The organism is Pseudomaricurvus sp. ABR4_320 (assembly GCF_056159445.1).
In genome coordinates this window covers 101,149-116,018 of the sequence record NZ_JBSWVF010000001.1, presented here as the reverse complement: position 1 = coordinate 116,018, position 14,870 = coordinate 101,149, and the positions used below count along the sequence as shown (strand labels likewise).

10 protein-coding genes are annotated in these 14,870 nt (G+C 50.4%); 7 read left to right on the top strand and 3 right to left on the bottom strand.

Features of this window, described 5'->3' with window-relative positions; all coding sequences use genetic code 11:
• Window position 1: 1 nt before the first annotated feature.
• From ACXAFR_RS00490 to ACXAFR_RS00470, 5 genes are all read left to right on the top strand, one after another.
• Window positions 2–949 (top strand): glycoside hydrolase family 43 protein, encoded by a 948-nt coding sequence (locus tag ACXAFR_RS00490; RefSeq protein ID WP_475170545.1) that lies wholly within the window; start codon window positions 2–4, stop codon window positions 947–949.
• An 85-nt stretch (window positions 950–1,034) separates the two neighbouring features.
• Entirely contained in the window at window positions 1,035–3,374 is a 2,340-nt protein-coding gene (locus ACXAFR_RS00485; RefSeq protein ID WP_475171868.1) for a beta-L-arabinofuranosidase domain-containing protein, read from the top strand.
• Between the two features lie 88 nt (window positions 3,375–3,462).
• Complete coding sequence (locus ACXAFR_RS00480; protein ID WP_475170539.1) at window positions 3,463–4,497, top strand: family 43 glycosylhydrolase; 1,035 nt, start codon at window positions 3,463–3,465, stop codon at window positions 4,495–4,497.
• Between the two features lie 42 nt (window positions 4,498–4,539).
• Entirely contained in the window at window positions 4,540–5,466 is a 927-nt protein-coding gene (locus ACXAFR_RS00475; protein ID WP_475170533.1) for a glycoside hydrolase family 43 protein, read from the top strand.
• Window positions 5,467–5,486: 20 nt separating this feature from the next.
• Window positions 5,487–7,031, top strand: a complete 1,545-nt coding sequence (locus tag ACXAFR_RS00470; protein ID WP_475170527.1) for an alpha-N-arabinofuranosidase — start codon at window positions 5,487–5,489, stop codon at window positions 7,029–7,031.
• Between the two features lie 13 nt (window positions 7,032–7,044).
• Here ACXAFR_RS00470 and ACXAFR_RS00465 read toward each other — a convergent pair whose 3' ends face one another.
• On the bottom strand, window positions 7,045–8,115 hold the full coding sequence (locus tag ACXAFR_RS00465) for a glycoside hydrolase family 43 protein (protein ID WP_475170521.1): 1,071 nt from the start codon (window positions 8,113–8,115) through the stop codon (window positions 7,045–7,047).
• A gap of 68 nt (window positions 8,116–8,183) precedes the next feature.
• The gene (locus ACXAFR_RS00460; protein ID WP_475170517.1) at window positions 8,184–9,263 is read right to left on the bottom strand and encodes an aldose epimerase family protein; all 1,080 of its coding nucleotides are present in this window, start codon (window positions 9,261–9,263) and stop codon (window positions 8,184–8,186) included.
• Window positions 9,264–9,822: 559 nt separating this feature from the next.
• Here ACXAFR_RS00460 and ACXAFR_RS00455 point away from each other — a divergent pair.
• Window positions 9,823–12,612: a TonB-dependent receptor gene (locus tag ACXAFR_RS00455; RefSeq protein WP_475170513.1), complete on the top strand. Its 2,790-nt coding sequence runs from the start codon at window positions 9,823–9,825 to the stop codon at window positions 12,610–12,612.
• 109 nt (window positions 12,613–12,721) lie between these two features.
• On the opposite strand, the gene ACXAFR_RS00450 is transcribed toward ACXAFR_RS00455, so the two are convergent.
• The gene (locus ACXAFR_RS00450) at window positions 12,722–13,429 is read right to left on the bottom strand and encodes a FadR/GntR family transcriptional regulator (RefSeq protein WP_475170510.1); all 708 of its coding nucleotides are present in this window, start codon (window positions 13,427–13,429) and stop codon (window positions 12,722–12,724) included.
• 360 nt (window positions 13,430–13,789) lie between these two features.
• Here ACXAFR_RS00450 and chvE point away from each other — a divergent pair, with 360 nt between their 5' ends.
• A complete protein-coding gene (chvE, locus tag ACXAFR_RS00445) occupies window positions 13,790–14,869 on the top strand; it encodes a multiple monosaccharide ABC transporter substrate-binding protein (protein ID WP_475170508.1) in 1,080 nt (359 codons plus the stop codon).
• The last annotated feature ends 1 nt before the right edge of the window (window position 14,870 follow it).

The window sequence follows — 14,870 nt, the reverse complement described above, 5'->3', positions numbered from 1 at the left end:
CATGACGCTGTTGACGCCGCTCATTGAGCAACGAGCGGATCCTTTTATACATAATCATTCTGATGGGTTTTATTATTTTACTGCGTCAGTGCCTGCCTACGACGGCATCGAGTTGCGTCGTGCAACCACTTTGTCAGATCTGTCGAACGCCGAGCCTGTTATGGTTTGGAAAAAGCCTGATTCCGGTCCTTACAGCGAATTAATCTGGGCGCCGGAAATTCATTTCATTGATGGTGCTTGGTACATCTATTTTGCGGCAGCGCCGTCCAGAGAGATTAAAGACGATCTCTTTCAGCACCGAATGTATGCGCTGTCTTGCCGGTCGGCTAACCCACTGGCAGGGGACTGGGTGTTTGAAGGGCAGATCGATTCCGGTATCGATGCGTTTTGTCTGGATGCGACGACCTTTGTACACAACAACACTCGTTATTATTTGTGGGCGCAAAAAGAGCCGGGCATTACGGGCAATTCAAACTTGTTGATCGCCCCCATGCGAGATCCCGTCACCATTGAGGGGCCGCCAATGCGATTGAGTGTTCCTGAATTTGATTGGGAAATCCAAGGATTCTGGGTTAACGAAGGACCGGCGGTGGTCAAGCATGGCAATCGCATTTTTATTACCTATTCTGCCAGTGCCACCGACGAGCGTTATGCGATGGGGTTGTTATGGGCCAGTTGCGACGCGGACCTAATGGATTCGGCCAGTTGGTCGAAATCAGCTGCACCGGTACTCACCAGCAGCCCAGAGCATCACATTTTTGGGCCAGGCCACAACAGTTTCACCAAGGCTGAAGACGGTGAGACAGATCTTTTGGTCTATCACGCCCGAACCTACACAGAAATCGAGGGAGATCCTTTGTGGAATCCCGACCGGCACACCTTTGTGAAACGCTTAAATTGGAATGCTGAGGGTATGCCGGTATTTGGCAGCGCGGCATTTTCTGATTGATATGACCGTATTCTACTGCCCCCTGTGCTTGGTCTACAGGTGCCTCATGTTGTTGAGGTGCATCCGTCGATGTTGCCTGGGATTGATGCTCTTTGTGATCTCAGTTGCTCCCGCGCGAGCACTTGACTATTTTCCGTTGGAGCAGGTCAGATTGCTGGATGGCCCGTTTAAACTCGCCCAGGATCGCAACATCGACTATGTGCTGGCGTTGGATGCTGATCGTCTACTGGCTCCGTTTCTTGTGGAAGCCGGGCTTGAGTCTGACGCCAAACCCTATGGCAACTGGGAAAGTAGTGGTCTCAATGGCCATATGGGTGGACATTATCTGAGTGCTTTGAGTCTCGCTTGGGCCGCTACCGGACGGCAGGATGTTGGTGAGCGATTGGACTATATGCTCAAGCAGATGCGTCGCGCCCAGTTGGCTCAGCGCACTGGTTATTTGGGGGGGATTCCGGGAGGAAAAACACTCTGGGCGGAGATCGGTTCTGGAAATATTAAGGCGGATCTGTTCAGCCTCAATGATGCCTGGGTGCCCTGGTATAACCTTCACAAAACGTTCGCCGGGTTGCGTGATGCCTGGTTGCTTGCCGAACGACAGGAAGCCCGGCAAATGTTGGTCGATCTTTCGGATTGGACGCTGACACTGTTAGGTGACCTAACCGATGAGCAATTACAAACGATGCTCATCACCGAACCTGGCGGAATGAACGAAGTGCTTGCCCAGGTTGCTGACATCACCGGTGACACACGTTATTTGGATCTGGCGCGGCGCCTATCCCATCACGCGCTTCTGGATCCTTTACTAAAAGGGCAGGATCGGCTCAACGGTCTGCATGCAAACACACAGATTCCAAAAGTGATTGGCTTTGAAGAAGTCGCACGGTTAACCGATAACGCGGCTTGGCATCAAGCTGCCGATTTCTTCTGGCAGACAGTGGTAAACGAGCGCAGTGTGGCTATTGGTGGTAACAGTGTCAGAGAGCATTTCCACGATAAGCTCGATTTTAGCAGCATGGTTGACGATGTGGAGGGGCCGGAAACCTGCAACACCTACAATATGTTGAAGCTTACTCGCCAATTATATAGGCGCGAGCAAAATGTCGATTACGTCGCTTATTACGAACGGGCGCTCTACAATCACATTCTCTCTTCTCAGGATCCGCAGAGCGGCGGTCTTGTGTATTTCTCGCCGATGCGACCGCAACATTACCGAGTCTACTCCCGTACTGACGATGCGATGTGGTGTTGCGTCGGTTCCGGCATTGAAAATCATATGAAGTACGGCGAGTTTATCTATGCCAAACAGGATGACACCCTGTGGGTTAATCTGTTTATTGCCTCAGAGTTAACGTGGCCGGAGAAAAAACTCAGCCTCCGGCAGGAAACCTCTTTTCCCGATCAATCAAGCACCCGCCTGGTATTTCAAAGCGATGCGAACCTTACCCTTAAACTACGTTTTCCCGCTTGGGCAGCGAACAAGACCGCAAGGGTTAAAATCAATGGCGTTGCTCAACCGGTGACAGTAACCCCTGGCCAATATGTAACACTCAAAGGCGAATGGAAGGCCGGTGACGAGGTGACTCTGGCGTTACCTATGCAACTGCACTTGGAGCCTTTGCCAGACAAATCCGATTACTTCGCCATTTTATTTGGTCCCATTGTCTTGGCCGCAAAAACAGATCCTTTTCCTGGAGAAACACTCTCGTTTTTTGGGGATGACAGTCGTATGGGGCACATCGCCAGTGGTGACGTTTGTCCAACCGACAGGATACCGGTGTTTGTAACGGAGAAAGCCGATATTACACCGTATATCGCCAGGCATCGCAGCCGTGAACTCGAGTTTGACATTCTCCCTGGTGCGGGTCTGACGTCCGTCGAGGAATACCGCTTGATCCCCTTTTTCCGGGTGCATCGATCCCGTTACATGGTCTACTGGCCTCATTCGACACCGCAGAAATTACAGCAGCGTCAAGCCCGGGCAGCTGTCGAGGATCGGCGTTTGCAACGTTTAACTGAGCTCACGCTGGACAAGATTGCGCCGGGCGAACAGCAGCCGGAAGTTGAACATAATTTTTCCGGCGAAAAAACGATTGCGGGTGTTAACTTTGGTCGCCATTGGCGGCATGCCGAAGATTGGTTTGGCTATACGCTCTCTGACCCTGAAGGCGAGGGCAACTTTCTTCGAATTGATTATTGGGGGGCAGACTCAGGTCGGCGATTTCGAATCGAATTCAATGGCATTGTTATCGCCCGTGTAACATCAACGGGAGAGCGGGGTGCCGACTTTTACTCCATGGATTATCCGTTACCGGAAGAGGCTCTAAGGGCGGCGAACGAGGGTACGCATCGTCTCCGGTTTGTTGCCGATGAAGGTTCCGTGGCGGGTGGTATTTACGGCGTTCGGTTGTTAAAAGATCTGCCTTAGGAGGGGAGCGCAAACGAATAGCCGAATTATCGAAACGGTTTTACTGGAATGGAACGCCTGGCCTAAAGCGCCGATCAATGGAAGTGATATGGTTAGATTAACAGCCTTTTTTGTAATTATTTTTCTCAACAGCTTGGTGCCCGGTGTCGTCGCACAGCAGGTCGAAGTCCACGATCCTGTCATGGCTCAGGAGGGTGGTTATTACTATGTTTTTAGTACCGGGCCTGGTATCACGATTTACCAATCTGAGGATATGACAAGTTGGCGCTGGGTTGGGCGAGTCTTCGACAAAGAGCCGGAGTGGGCCAGAGCGACGGTTCCTGGATTTGAGGGGCATCTTTGGGCTCCCGATATTCTGCATCACAAGGGACGTTTCTATCTTTACTACTCTGTCTCCGCGTTTGGAAAAAACACCTCGGCGATTGGTGTCGCCACGAACAAAACACTGAATCCGAATGCGGAGGATTACGAGTGGGTCGACAAGGGGATTGTTCTGCAATCGGTGCCAGAGCGAGATCACTGGAACGCGATTGATGCGGCCGTTATCGAAGATCCGCAGGGGAATGTCTGGATGAGCTTTGGTTCTTTCTGGGAGGGAATCAAACTGGTTAAGCTCGATGCCTCACTGGAAAAACCAGCAGAACCCCAGCAGTGGTTTAGTCTGGCTCGTCGCCCGGCGAGCGCGTTGACCTCTGCCAATGATCCCGGAGCCGGTGCGGTTGAAGCGCCTTTCCTATTCCGCTCAAACGGTTGGTACTATCTGTTTGTCTCTTTTGATAAGTGTTGTCGCGGATTGGACAGCGACTACAAAATCATGGTGGGGCGGTCCCGTAACATCGGCGGACCCTATCTCGATAAAGAAGGGGTGCCAATGCTGGAGGGGGGCGGCAGTCTGCTGTTGGAGGGCAATTCAGAGTGGGTCGCACTGGGCCACAATGGTGTTTATCGCATCGATGATCAAGATTGGCTGGTCTTTCATGCCTACGAAACCGCAGATAACGGCAAACAAAAACTCAAAATTCTTCCCCTTAGCTGGAAAGATGGATGGCCGACAATCGCGCGTGGCGCCTTAGCCGGCTATAGCAGCGCTTTGATTGGGGCGGCACCACCAGAAAACCGTTAACGATAAGAGATGACCACTATGTTGCTTAGGAAATGCCTTCCCATGAGCGTGATCGCCATTGCGCTGTCGGTTCAGGCGGATAACCCGCTCTTTGAACATGTGTTTACCGCCGATCCCGCTGCACTCGTTGATGGCGATACGGTGTGGCTTTATACCGGGCACGATGAGGCGAAAAACAATGATGTGTTTTTCGAAATGCACGACTGGCTCGCGTTTTCCTCTACGGATATGGTGACCTGGAAAGAGCATCCCCCCATTATGAAGGCAACGGATTTCAGCTGGGCCAAAGGCTCCGCCTGGGCATCGCACATGGTGAAAAAGGACGGAAAATACTGGTTCTATACGACCGTTCGCCATGATGACAGCAAGCCAGGATTTGCCGTTGGTGTCGCCGTGGCAGACAATCCCGCCGGTCCATTTAGAGACGCCAGAGGCTCAGCGCTTATCACCAACAACATGACCTCTCAAACGGAAAATGACTGGGATGATATTGATCCCGCCGTCTTTATTGAAGACAACGGCGACGCCTATCTCTTTTTTGGAAATCTTGTCCCAAAATTTGTCAAATTGAGTGACTCCATGGTCGATCTGGATGGGCCCATTCGCGTCATTGATGTTCCACACTTTACAGAGGCGTCTTGGGTTCACAAGAAAAACGACACTTACTATCTTTCTTACGCGTGCTTTTTCCCGGAAAAAATTTGCTATGCAACCAGCGATTCCATTGAAGGCCCCTGGAAATATCAAGGCGTATTGAACGAAATTGCCGGTAACTCAGAAACCAATCATCAGTCGATCATCGAGTTTAACGATAAATCGTATTTTATCTATCACACAGGTGCCGTGCCGCCACGAAATGGCGAGGCCAGTGGCGGGCGTTTTAGGCGCTCTGTGGCGATTGATAAGCTCAGTTACAACAAGGATGGGACATTACAACGAGTCATAATGACATCCGAAGGAATTCAATAACATAATCACAGGGAAGGCGTATGAAATCACTTACATTCGCGGCTTTTATTGTTGCGATCAATTTACCGGTAATGGTCGTTAAGGCAGAAACGCATCAGATATCAATACATATTGATGACGACCAACCTGGCGCGGTGATCAACAAAGATATCTATGGTCAATTCGCTGAACACTTAGGTCGAGGTATTTACGAGGGAATCTGGGTTGGAAAAAATTCAGACATTCCCAATACCCGAGGATTTCGTAACGATGTCATCGACGCATTGCGAGAGATTAAGGTGCCACTAATACGGTGGCCCGGAGGATGCTTCGCCGATGAATATCACTGGCGCGATGGTGTTGGGCCGTTAAAGTCACGTCCGGTGAAAGTGAATACGCATTGGGGTGGGGTAGAAGAAACCAATGAATTTGGCACCCATGAATTTTTTGAGTTGGCTGAGCTGTTGGACGCAGATGCTTACGTCAACGGCAATCTCGGCAGCGGCAGTGTGCAAGAGATGGCCGAATGGCTCGAGTATATGACGTCCGATACCACCTCATCGCTGGCAAATTTACGTCGTCAGCATGGTAGAGAAGAGCCTTGGGAAATTGCCTATTTTGGCATTGGCAACGAAACCTGGGGGTGCGGTGGGCAGATGCGCGTTGAATACTACGCCGATCTTTACACACACTATGCCACGTTTATGAAAGCACCCAAAGGTAAGCGGCCGAAAATGGTTGCCAGTGGGTACCACGGTGATCATACGGAGTGGACTGATCATCTCAGTCAGGTTGTTCCCAAGAAGCAGTTGGATGGGATTTCTCATCACTATTACACCATGCCAACGGGGGAGTGGGAGGTCAAAGGGAGTGCGACCGAGTTTGACGAGCGGGATTGGTTTGCCACACTCCAGCAAACGTTGCGAATCGATGGCATTATTGCGGCCAACGTTGATGTTCTGAATAAGAATGATCCCGAAGGTCGGTATGGGTTTTTTATTGATGAGTGGGGTACCTGGTACGATCCAGAGCCGGGACGGGAGCCGGGTTTTCTCTATCAGCAAAACACCTTGCGGGATGCTCTGGTGGCCGCCGTTAACTTCAATATTTTTCACGCCTATGCAGACCGGGTGCGGATGACAAATATCGCGCAGATGGTCAATGTTCTACAGGCAATGATTCTCACCGATCAAAAGGCAATGGTGTTGACGCCGACCTACCATGTGTTTGGTATGTACCAGGTTTTTCAGAACGCCACCTCACTGCCAATGACCGTCAGTGCCAATCAGTACCAAATGGATGAGCAATCGATTCCCGCGGTGACGGCCAGTGCTGCTCTTGGCGAAGATGGTGAGATCTACCTCGCTTTAGCTAATCTCGACCCCAATAATTCTGCCAGCATTGATGTTGATCTGCAGGAATATCAAGCAAGCAAAGCCACGGGTTCCCTGTTAACCGCGAGTGAAATCACCGATAAGAATACCTTTGATGCACCGCACCAGATCGAGCCTATATCGTTTTCATCACCGCTCAGCGATCTTACTCTGCCGCCAAAATCTGTGACAGTGTTACGCCTGCATAACTGATGTCGATCCACCCTCAGCGGGATGTCTCGCCTGAGGGGGGGTGCAAGGACTCATCGGATGCGACAGGGACACCGAATTCAGGTTCCCCGTCCGCCTTCCAGGATAATTTTTGAATGCGAGTACTGCGCCCCATATCACACACATCCGTTGCGGCATCGTTCGCGTGATAAGCCATCCAATCTTCAGTGTTATCCGGAGACGTAAAAAACATATTGTGCCCGGGGCCAAACACACCCTTAACATCATCGCGCTGAAAGACCGGGGACGGACTTTTCTGCCAAGCGTCTTCACTCAGCGGGTCTCCCCCGGTATAGGTTAGCTTGCCCAGTTTGTAATCCGGTCCCCAGCAAGCGCTAGCGCTGTAGATTATCCAGGTTTTGCCATCGCGTTGCAGTGCAACCGGCCCCTCGTTAACCGTGCCACTTTGAATTTCCCAGTCAAGCTGCGGGCGGGTGATGATGGTTTCTGCGCCAACGGTCTGCCAGGGAGAGATCATTTTTTTTATCGCAATATCCTGAGTATCGTTCCACTCGCTGTAGACTGCGTACAGAGTGTCGTTGAGTTGTAATACCGTCGCGTCAAGGGAGTTGCGTTCCACCAATTTGCCTTTGTAGGTATACGGACCCATGGGATCGTTGCCGACGCTTTCTATCACCAATGAAAACTGTGTGTTGACATAATCTTCGCCTGCGGCGCCTCCCGTAAAATAACCGTACCAGCGCGGTCCGTTGGGGCCGTCCAACAGAAAAAACTCGGGCGCCCAAAAATTGCAGCAGCGATCGGGTGTATCATCCTGCCAAATTTGTACCGGCTCAGCGGACTTCAATGCCTCAATGGTTTTTGCTTTGCGCATGGTAAGCCCAACGTTGGCGTCGCCCCAAGTGGTTGTCGCCAGATACCAGTAGCCGTCGTACCACTGCAACCAGGGATCCGGGCCGCTGTCGATAAGTGGGTTGGTAAAGGTGGACGGCGAATCTGCGCTATTAACTACGCTTTCAGTCTGTTGAGCCGGGTTGCTGTCGCACCCCGTTATCGCAATAAGCGATGATATCAGCAGCGCAGACGGTATTTTCGAGTCAATCATGAGTTGTCCTGTTCAACGAGCAATGACGAGTGCGGCGTTGCTGGCGCAGACCCAGCAGCCGATGTGTCTTATTGGGTAAGAAACCGGTACTTGATCTGCGTTCGATAGGTTTGACCCGGTTCTAATAAGGTCGACGGAAAGTTGGCATGATTGGGGCTGTCAGGAAAATGTTGTGGCTCAAGGCAGAACGCGCCTCGGTAAATGTGCGTAACCTCAGCGCCACTCAGTGTGCCATCCAAGAAATTGCCCGAGTAAAATTGCACTCCCGGCTCAGGGGACCATACCTCGAGAACACGACCGCTTTCAGGATCACTGGCACGGGCGGAGAGAGACATTTTGCCATCGGCTTTTTGCTTTAGAACCCAGTTATGATCATAACCTGGGCCATATTTAATTTGCTCGTCGTTTGCATCGATAAAGTCGCCAATCGCGTGCGCGTCGGTAAAATCAAAGGGTGTTCCTTCGACTGGCAACAGCTCCCCAGTGGGAATCAGCCCGCTGTCGATGGGCGTAATGTGGTCGGCTGGAATCATCAATTGATGATTCAAAATTGTGCCGCGGCCGGCGAGATTAAAGTAACTGTGGTGGGTGAGGTTAACAACCGTCGTTTGGTCCGTCGTTGCTTGAAACTGCAGGTTCAACTCATTGTTATCATTGAGTTCGTAAACCACTTCTGTGGTGAGATTGCCAGGATAGCCCTGATCTCCATCTGGACTCACCAGGAATAATTTAACGCCGGAACTGTGTTCGGTGACGAAGGTTTCCATGTCCCATACTTGCTTGTCGAATCCCTTGCTGCCACCGTGAAGATGGTTGTCGCCATCGTTGATGGTGAGTTGGATGTCTTTACCCGCCAATGAAAATCGGCCTTTTGCAATACGATTGCCGTAACGTCCGATGATCGCCCCGTAGTAGGGGCTGTTGGTCTCATAGTCTTCTAGGGAATCCAAACCCAATACAATCGTATCTCTGTCACCCTCGCGATCCGGCGTAACAAGCCGTGTAATAATCCCGCCATAATTGATCACATCCACCTCGACGCCCTGACCGTTGGATAGCGTCGCCAGTGTGATGTCTGATCCGTCGGAAAGGGTTCCGTAGTGTCTCTGGGTGACATAGGGTTCATTGTTTGTGGAAGTCATTGCCATACCGGTTTCCCAAGGAGCGAGAAAGATACAAATAAAGGAGAGCGTTCGTGCAGATGTCAGTCTGGCATGGGGCCGCATTGGTTGGGGATGATTAACATGACGTAGCTTGGCTATTTTCTTCATTTTTTCGTTCTTATTGGTCGTTATGATTGTCGTGCATTCAAAGATGACAGCTGACGTGCCGGCATTGATCTTTTGAATGCTGTGAAGATTCTCAACACCATTAGGTCTTGCTTAATAAATACTATAATAATTTATTTTAAAATCGAAGCTTTTTAGAGCTTTCGATATTTTGGCATTTTAATCGCTTCTTTGTGGGTGTGGTAACGAGTGTAAGCCTTTAATAATCCGTAAAATAAATTTTATCTTAAATTATGTGTTGAAATAAGTAATATAAATAAATAGAATTTTTGAAGCTCGGAGTAGGGCCCGAGACATAATAAGTTGATTAAATGATTTAAAAGGACTTGAGATCGATCGTATCCCTCGGCAGGCAGCGCGTGTCACCGAAAGAGAGCGACGAATGTCATCGATTTAGAAAAATAACAGGTAATTGCCGATGAAACCCAGGACCCTGATGCAGCCTTCCTGCATTGCTCTTTCATTATGTTCTTTCGCTAATCTTGCTATTGCCCAGGCTGGACCCGAAAATTCGGGCGGTCAAATATTAGAAGAAGTGGTCGTGAGTGGTGTGCGTTACAGTCTGTCAGAAGCTGTTGGTGCCAAGCGCGAAACCATGGAAATTGTCGATGCGATCATCGCCGAAGATCTGGGTAAATTCCCGGACAACAATGTCGTGGAGTCGATGCAGCGCGTTCCTGGTGTGCAGGTGACGGATCGTGGTGCCGGAGAGGCAAGTGGTGTCTCTATTCGCGGGCTGACTGATGTCACCACGACCATTAACGGTCGCAATCTGTTTACTGATTCTGGTCGCTCGGTGGCCTTGCAAGACATTCCGTCCACGCTTATCAATCGAGTGGATGTCTACAAAACGCGCTCGCCAGAAAATATTGCGCGCGGTATTGCCGGGCAGATTGATGTGCAGACAAACCGTCCGTTTGATTTTGATGGTTTTAAAGCGGCCGGGGTCATGCGTGGTATCTATCAGGAAGAGTCCGAAGAAACGGATCCCCAGGCCAGTTTTATGGTCAGCAATCGCTGGAGTCTCGAGTCTGTCGGGGAGGTGGGTGCCTTGGTGAATGTCGCATACACCAAGACGAACTATCGAGACATGGGGGTTCATGGCGGAGCGTCTTTCCCTTTTGAGCCGCTTACTGGGTCGACGCCATTGCGTCAGATTGATACTGCTGAAGGGTGGACACCGGGTTTGGATCAGGGGTTGCCAACCGCGCCCGGATCTACCTTAGATCTCAATCCGAATCAGGAATTTCTGCACTGGCGTGACGCGCTGTTTAATGTTGACACGCGAGGCGAGCGAGAGCGCCCCGCGGGTAATTTGGCATTCCAGTGGGCGCCCAATGATTCGTCAGAATACACCTTTGAAACTTTCTACACAGGCTATCGGGTAGAATCTTATAACAGTCTTCATTTTCAGTTCTTAAATTCTGGCAACTACGACCCCAATGACCCGATTGAAGTTTTTCCCGGCACCAACGTCATTAAATCTCGTACGATGGGTGACGGGTTCAGTTTTACCAGTGGTGATGTCGCAAAAGACAAAACCGACAGCTTCCTGTATGCCTTGAGAGGCGATTGGCAGTTGTCTGACAGTTTGTCGCTGGTATCGGAAGTGGTGTATCAAAACAGTGAGTTTGAAACGAATTTCTGGGGGCAGCGATTTGCGCGGACGGCCCCTGAGTTTTTTGTGGATATTAACGGCAATGATGGTGTGCCTTACCTGGATTATGATCCATCCGGCAGCGGCGATCCAGCCACAAATCCGGCGTTGGCCAGTAATTATGGGTTGGATTGGGGGTATGATTCTGGGGAAAAACGGCGCGGCGATGCCAAAACCTGGACCATGGATGGAGACTATGAGTTAGAGTTGGGCTGGGTTAACAAAATCAGCTTTGGTGTGCGGTGGGATCAACGTACTGCGGATATCAAATCCAACGTGCTTGAATCCGGTGGGCCACAAATTAATCCAGCCACCGGTGAAGTCTTTACGATCGATGATCTGGAAGGGATTGCAACGGCGAGTACCGACGAGTTTTTCAATGGTGAGGGTGGCGTTGTGCAAAGTTGGGCCGTAGCAGATGAAGATTATGTGCGCTCAAACGTCGACTATTTGCGTTCCACTGTCTACGGTTTTAATGACCCTGTTTATGATTTGGTGTTTGATGTCGAAGAGACTCAAGCGGCACTTTATCTGCAGGCAGATTTTGAAAAAGAATTGCCCAACGGCAGTATCATCGATGGTCGTTTTGGCTTTCGCTATCTCGACGTAGAAACAGACATTCGTGCACCGGGAGAAGGTGGGGAGTTGGTCAACGCGACTAACACCAATGACGCGATTTTACCCAGTGTTATGGTGCGTTGGGGAATCACCGATGATCTTATGGCTCGGGTCAGCTATACCGAGACGTTCAATCTGCCGACCTTTGCGGAGCTCAATCCTTATATTCAGTACTTTCCCGATACGACGGATATTGGCTATGGTACGGCAACCGGCGGCAATGCTGATTTGGAGCCGGTAGAATCCGAGAACATCGATATCTCTCTGGAATGGTATTTTGCTGAAGGCAGTGTGCTGTACGCCACCTGGTTTAATCGGGATATCACCAATTCGATCGTTCCCTTTCGCAACGCGGTCACAGTGGATGTTCCCAACGATGTGCCGGATCTGGGCGCCTATACTTATATACTCAGTCAGCCTGATAACGCAGGCAAAAGCCAGCTAAATGGCTGGGAGTTTGGTCTTACCTGGTTCCCTGAACTGGCGGGTATTCTAAATGGGTTCGGTATACAGGGTAGCTATACGCTTCTCGATTCAGAGCAGGAGTTGCCTGTCATTAATGCGGTGGGTGACATTATTGATACGGAAAAAGTCGCCATGGGTGGCGTCTCCGACAGCTCCTACAGCGTTATACTCGCCTATGATAGAGGGCCGTTTAGTGGTCGCCTGTCTTATTTCTGGCGAGAGGACTTCTACAACAACAATGAGGCTGCGTTGTTTGCCAATCCGTTGCAGGTATGGCGGGGCGAGGAGGAGAGTTTGGATATGCAACTCTCGTGGGAAGTCAGCGATCAGTGGACGATTACTTTTGACGCCACCAATTTGACAGAGCCTACTTACCACTGGAATTACGGCGACAGTCCGGATCTGTTTAACTTTCACAATTATATCTACAGTCGAACGTATGCGCTTGGTGTCCGGTTTAATCTGTAGTTGTGTTTGTGGTCAGGTTTTATTCACAGCAGGCCCGACGCTTTGTATGGCGTCGGGCTTAACGAGCATCTGTACAGCAGTCTCTGTCTCGTAATGTGTAAGCGGGCTGTCAGGGATTTTCCGCATCTAAGAGCAACAGCGCATCTTCTATAAGTACGCGCATGTTCAGCCGGGACAGCTCAACATTGCCGGACAAAATCGCGCGTACCACTTTTTCATGGGATATCAACACTTCCTGATAGGACCAGTTCGCGGGCGTGGTGTGTTGTACCGTGATGTTGAGTGCGGCGCGAATAAAATCCTTGAGGCGAATAAAAAATCGATTGTTGGTTGCGAACAGCACCGCCGTATGGAAATCAAGATCTGAGATGACGGCATCGTCAGCAAAGGTGCTCGATAACTGCATACGCTCAAATGCAGAGAGAATCGCTGCTTTTTGCTCGTCGGTGCCGTAGCGGGCCGCGAGTACGGCCGCCTCGGGTTCAATAGCGACGCGAAGCTGAAAGAACTCTTTTACGATAGCGAGAGAGGGGGCACCTTGCAGTGCCCAGGCGAGAACGTCGGAGTCAAAATAATTCCAGGCTTGCGGTGGTTCAACACGAATGCCGCGACGTGGCTTGCTGGAAACCAGTCCCTTTGCTGTCAATATTTTCACCGCTTCTCTGACGGCTGTGCGGCTGGCGCCCATTTGGTCACACAGGTCGGCCTCGGTAGGAAGTGGGTCTTCTGGCAGATAACTGCCGTTGACGATCTCTCTGCCGATCTGCTCAGAAAGCTGATACGAGAGGTTCGCTTTGTTGGTGATGTTTAATGGCATCCGTAATGTTTCTCCGCTAGGTGTTGTCGTCTCAACAGGCCTTTGTTTGCCGATGCTATACCCATCGTCATTTTCAGCATTGAGTGCTATCCAGGATTCCGATAGACTCGACATTTATAATAAGTAGTATAATATGATTTACTCGTTCAGTGAGTGCCACGGCTTTCGCACTCACGGATAATACAAGATTGAGCGTTCCGGTTAGGACTGTTTCTGTCTATTTATAGTATTTTTTTACAGGCAGAGACGAAAACGGTCGTGTGCTCCCGAGTAAGGTTATGGGGGACACAATGACTCAAACAATAATAAAGGCCTGCGGTAACAACGCCCTGGCCCGTGAGTCGGAATCACGAAATGCGCATGAAGACCAAGATAAAAGCTCTAGGTGTTGTCGTTTTTTCCCTATGCCTGCTGTTTGTCGATGGCAGTCTTGCCGAAGAATCTGGATATGTTGGTATCTCTATGCCAACGAAATCTTCTTCTCGTTGGATTACCGACGGCCAGTCGATGGTGAATCAGTTTGAACAGGCCGGCTACAAAACCGACCTTCAATATGCCGAAGACGATATTCCTAACCAATTGGCACAAATTGAAAACATGATCGTGAAAGGCGTTGACGTTATGGTCATTGCTTCAATCGACGGTACGACCTTGTACAGCGCGCTGGAAAATGCGCACGCCTCCGGTGTAAAAGTTGTCGCGTATGATCGCCTGATTCGAGAGAGCGCCTATGTGGATTACTATGCGACGTTTGATAATTTTAAAGTCGGCGTTCTGCAGGGCGAGTCACTGGTCAGTGGGCTTCGGCAGCGCTTTCAACCACCTTTTAATATAGAGATCTTCGGAGGCTCTCCCGGCGACAGCAATGCGTACTTTTTTTACGAAGGCGCTATGTCTGTTATCCAACCGTTGGTGGATACGGGAGACATTCGTATCGTTTCGCAGCAGCAGGGGATGGAGCGAGTGGGTACCTTGCGTTGGGACGGGGCGCTGGCCCAGGCGCGTATGGACAATTTGCTGTCGGCGTTTTATACCGAGAAAAACATACACGGCGTACTGTCGCCTTACGATGGCCTTTCCATTGGTATTCTCTCTTCACTAAAAGGTGTTGGCTACGGATCTAAAGGCATGCCAATGCCTGTTATCACCGGACAAGATGCCGAACTGTCCTCCATAAAATCCATTATCGCAGGTGAACAATACTCGACGATATTCAAAGATACCCGTGAACTCGCTCGAGTGACTGTCGGCATGGTTGAAGCCTTGTTAAAAGGCACTGCACCTGAAATAAACGATCGCGAGACCTATCAAAATGGCGTAAAGGTGGTTCCCGCCTACCTGTTGGATCCGTTTACGGTTGACCGAGAGAACTGGCAGCGGTTGCTTGTAGACAGCGGCTACTATCAGCCGCGCCAATTAGGTCTTAAGGAGCGCCACTAAT